Below are 3,873 nucleotides of genomic sequence, written 5' to 3'. Positions count from 1 at the left end.
CACAGCTTGATTGCTCTTGGATCCTGTTCTGATGCCAAAGGCTTCTTTCGCCAGGCGCCATGCCTACCACCTACTTGCTTTATCTGCACGGTTTTCGCTCGCCGCCGCCGCCAAGTCGTGGCATCTCATTTGAGGCACGAAAAAGTCGCCTTTTGGTTGAGGCATACTAAATAGAAAATCATGCTGTCATTTTCTTGCGCAACGCAGTTCCTTTTCCTGACTTCTTGCCATCAGCGCTACCTCACCTGGCTCAGAGGATGGGGTCGCCGACATTGTCTTGGAGCCAGCACGTTGATGTCTGCGGTCACGATCGGCATGCTCGTCAGCCCCATGGCAATGGCGGCGCCTGTTGACTATCCGGCCGCTATGGCCTTGACGATCGAGCGCTGGACGACTTCTCAAAAACCATCTGGACTGTTCGCCTACGGCTTCGATTTCCTGGAAGACACCGAGTCCGAGAAAGACACGATATCCGCCATGCAACTGGTCCGCCAGGCCCTCGCTGGCGCTGTGCTTGCCGACTATCAACTGCTGACTGGAGACCCGCGAGCGCGCGAGCCTGTGCGCAAGTTGCTTGCGGCTTTGCGCATCCATTCTCTGCCCATTGGTAAGAGTGAACTGCAGACATTCATCGAACTTGGTCGCGTGCTGTCGTTGCCCGTCGGGCGCTATAAACTGCGCGCTTCGCTCGAACGCTTCGGTCTGCTTTACGAGAAGCAAGGCGCTGGTCTGGTGCTTTCGCCAAACAGCGATTACGCGCAAGCGCACATTGGGGCCACGGCTCTGGCGCTGATCACCGAGCTCTGGTACTCGAAGGCCACCGGGGATTCAAGCTTCGCTGACAGCCGCCGCGCGTGGCTTGAGGCCCTGATCGATCTGCGGATTCCGGGCGTAGGCTTTCGGCAACTCCCAACCTCGATTGACCACGCCCCGTACTATGACGGAGAAACTTGGCTAGCGTTGGCCGAGTACCACCGCGCATTTCCACAGGATTCCCGCGCCGCATCTGCCTTGGCTGACGCCGATGCGGATCTGTTGGCGTCTTATGGGGGGGAGTTCCAGCTTGATTTTTTCCACTGGGGCACGATGGCTGCGTCGGCGCGGTACCGGGATACCAGGGATCCGAGGTTCCTTCGATTCGTGATCGCGCAGATGAGCGCAGTGCTTCAGCGTAAGGCGATGGCCACTAACGACAACACCTGTTCCCTCGCCGAAGGCGTAGCGGACGGTCTCGCAGCCCTGGTCGCCAGCGGCGCCGGCTCAAGCGACCTGGCGAATCGGGCTCGGGCCTGGATCGCACGAGAAATGGACAAGGCCGAGAAGCTGCAAATCAAGACGGGTCAGCGTGGACTGCTATTCGTAAACGCCCGCTTGATTTCCCCGCGCATGAGCGAGTTCGCTGGGAATTTCCTCGAAGGAACCAACCTGCCAAAAACGCAGGTGGACCTTGGGGCGCACTGCGTTTCGGCAATGATCAAGGTCAGACGCAACGCATTGTTGCCATAGCGGGTGGCCTTTCGGCCACGGGGTCGACTGGCGAGTTGAAGTCAGTCAATTATCGGTTGCCAGCGTTCAACGCGGATTGAATCAATCGGAATGCAGCGGCCAGGTCGTCGATGGCGGCGTTGGTAGCGGCCATGCTAAGCGTAAAACGAATTATTCGCGAACTGCGGCGGCCTCCGGTCAGTCGGTCCCAGCCATGCGCTGCTCGTAATGCAAACTTTGAATTTGTCGTGAAGTTGCCAAGGCTATAGGTGGAATAGACATGGCGAATCTCCGCCGTTTTTTCATTTTTCCAAGTGGTATGCAGCAGACTTAAGCAGTCAGAAGCGACACAGCTTGATTGCTCTTGGATCTTGTTCTGATGCCAGAGGCTTCTCTCGCCAGGCGCGAGGTCAGACTCCTGCAGTTTTGCATCGGGCGCCAGTGTTTCGACGATCAAAATATCCAGGTTTTGCCCACCGTGGCGATAGATGAGGGCCAACGACTCGGTGTGGTGTTTCTGCTCGACCGACCAAACCGCGGCAGGGGACGCGAGCTCCCAGCCCGCCAAGTTCTGAGGCAAGCTGCCAACTTGGGCTGCGCGCGGCTGTTGGGGCGCTCTCGGCGCTAACGAGATAACCGTACCCGCAATCAGCAGCACCGACAGACCAGCGACGACAGGCGCAAACTGACGCAGAAGATTGCGCTCTTCAGGACCTGCGATGTCGGGCGCCAGAACCGGCGCATGAGCCGCCAATTTGCCTAATACAAAAAACAGCAATCCGAGGGCCACTGTCAATGCGACCCATTGGATGTTGCCGTGGGCAGTCAGCGGCATTTGGGAGCCTTGCATCCAGTCGATCAGGACGATCGCGTTGACACGAAGTCCGTTTGAAAGAATTCCAATAAATGCCCCAAACAAGGACAGGGCTGCGATCTTTAACACGGACCGATACAGCAATAGACCGAAGCAATATCCCAAGAAAGTTGCCAGCATGAAATAGGGCAGTCCGGCACATTCATCGAGCACGATGTATTTGCGCTCTCCAATGGAGACGACAAAACCATCGACGCTATGGGGTAGATTGGCGACCACTGCGAATGCCTCGATCATCTTGACCGTAAGAATGCGAAGGGCCGGCAGAAGGAAGTCCCCGCTGGGAACCATCAGAAACAGCAAACCAAAAACTGGGGCCAGCCGCCAGTAGGAACGCCAGCCAAGCGTTGACATCACTACACCCTGCACGGCCAGAACCACGGACAATTGGCGACCGACATCGATGTTCATCAAGTCCGCTGCGCTCCAACACATTGCAGCAAAGACCGCCACGAAGACGCCGGTGTAATCGGGTCGTGGGCGAGCGGCAACGGCTGCCTGTCGGTCATGCCAGCCCAGCAGATACACGACTATGGGTATGACAAGCCACGCATATTGATAGGCTTGGTTGTTTTGCCAGGCAGTCGGAAGGCTCAGCAGAGTCGGCCACAAGACCGCCAGTGCCAACACGCAGCCCACCCCCGCGCCAACGAAGGCGCGCCTCCAATCCTGCATCATTGCGGCGCGGGCTGGATTAGCAGGGATCCGCTCAGGATAAGACCGGTCCATGGTCGCTGTCGCTTTTTGGTTCAGGTCAAAATAGCTTAACCACCTAGCACGTAGCGCGAAGGGGCTGGCTATTCAAGCAACTGACCAGCATCGTTGCTCGTCTTCAAACGAGCGCCGCGACCTCACCGTCAAATGTTCGTCTAGCGATTGCGCTTGCGTTGCACAATCCGGATTCCCACCGCCAGACAAGCAACAGTCAGGGCAAGCAATCCACCTGATTCCATGGGCAATGCAACGGCACCGTCGGCGATCTGTGCCATGGCAGCGCTCGCCGCCACAATCGCCAAAATACTAACTGCCAGCTTCTTCATGTTGACTCCTTGTTTTGAAAAAAATCAGTTCACGCCGCCGAGTGACGCATCATTTGTGCCAGCGCATTTTTTTATAGAAAACAAGGGTCTATGCGAAAACTATCAATCCGATATGGCACGGCCACTCGTCTAGCCGTACGACATGCAATGCATGAGTGAATGATCGCTTTTCAACGCAGCGCCGCGATGCGCTTGAGTGGCGTGCCAAATCTCTCGTGCAACGGCTTGTGGCCCAGAGACGGGAACTCGATCAATTTCTCGGGCACCTGGCGCTCCGGGATGTGATCGAGCAGGTGGCGGATCATTGCGAGGCGGCCGCGCCGCTGATCGTTGAAATCGACCAGGGCCCACGGTGACTGCGCGGTGTTCGTGGCTTTCAGCATCGCATCGCGCGCGCGGCCGTAGTCGGCGTACTTTTCCCTTGCCCGCAGGTCAATGGGGCTGAGCTTCCAGCGCTTGAGCGGGTCGGCCAGA

At 57.4% G+C, this 3,873-nt stretch carries 3 protein-coding genes and 1 pseudogene; 1 reads left to right on the top strand and 3 read right to left on the bottom strand.

The window, feature by feature from the left end; translation table 11 throughout:
• The first annotated feature begins 180 nt into the window (after positions 1-180).
• On the top strand, positions 181-1,506 hold the full coding sequence (locus B3V69_RS07730) for a hypothetical protein (protein WP_296445327.1): 1,326 nt from the start codon (positions 181-183) through the stop codon (positions 1,504-1,506).
• A gap of 49 nt (positions 1,507-1,555) precedes the next feature.
• Here B3V69_RS07730 and B3V69_RS07725 read toward each other — a convergent pair whose 3' ends face one another.
• The 3 genes and pseudogenes from B3V69_RS07725 to B3V69_RS07715 form a co-directional block, all read right to left on the bottom strand.
• A complete protein-coding gene (locus B3V69_RS07725) occupies positions 1,556-3,088 on the bottom strand; it encodes an exosortase/archaeosortase family protein (RefSeq protein WP_296445325.1) in 1,533 nt (510 codons plus the stop codon).
• Positions 3,089-3,228: 140 nt separating this feature from the next.
• Positions 3,229-3,399 (bottom strand): hypothetical protein, encoded by a 171-nt coding sequence (locus B3V69_RS07720; protein ID WP_296445323.1) that lies wholly within the window; start codon positions 3,397-3,399, stop codon positions 3,229-3,231.
• A 170-nt stretch (positions 3,400-3,569) separates the two neighbouring features.
• Positions 3,570-3,873, bottom strand: a pseudogene (locus B3V69_RS07715) (polyphosphate kinase 2); the annotation flags it as partial.

Source organism: Rhodoferax sp. UBA5149 (assembly GCF_002413825.1).
GTDB lineage: Bacteria > Pseudomonadota > Gammaproteobacteria > Burkholderiales > Burkholderiaceae_C > Rhodoferax.
This window is presented reverse-complemented; position numbering and strand designations above follow the sequence as displayed.

Coding starts and splice junctions, on each gene's coding strand:
- B3V69_RS07730 (WP_296445327.1), top strand. CDS start 181: ATGCTGTCATTTTCTTGCGCAACGCAGTTCCTTTTCCTGACTTCTTGC.
- B3V69_RS07725 (WP_296445325.1), bottom strand. CDS start 3,088: ATGGACCGGTCTTATCCTGAGCGGATCCCTGCTAATCCAGCCCGCGCC.
- B3V69_RS07720 (WP_296445323.1), bottom strand. CDS start 3,399: ATGAAGAAGCTGGCAGTTAGTATTTTGGCGATTGTGGCGGCGAGCGCT.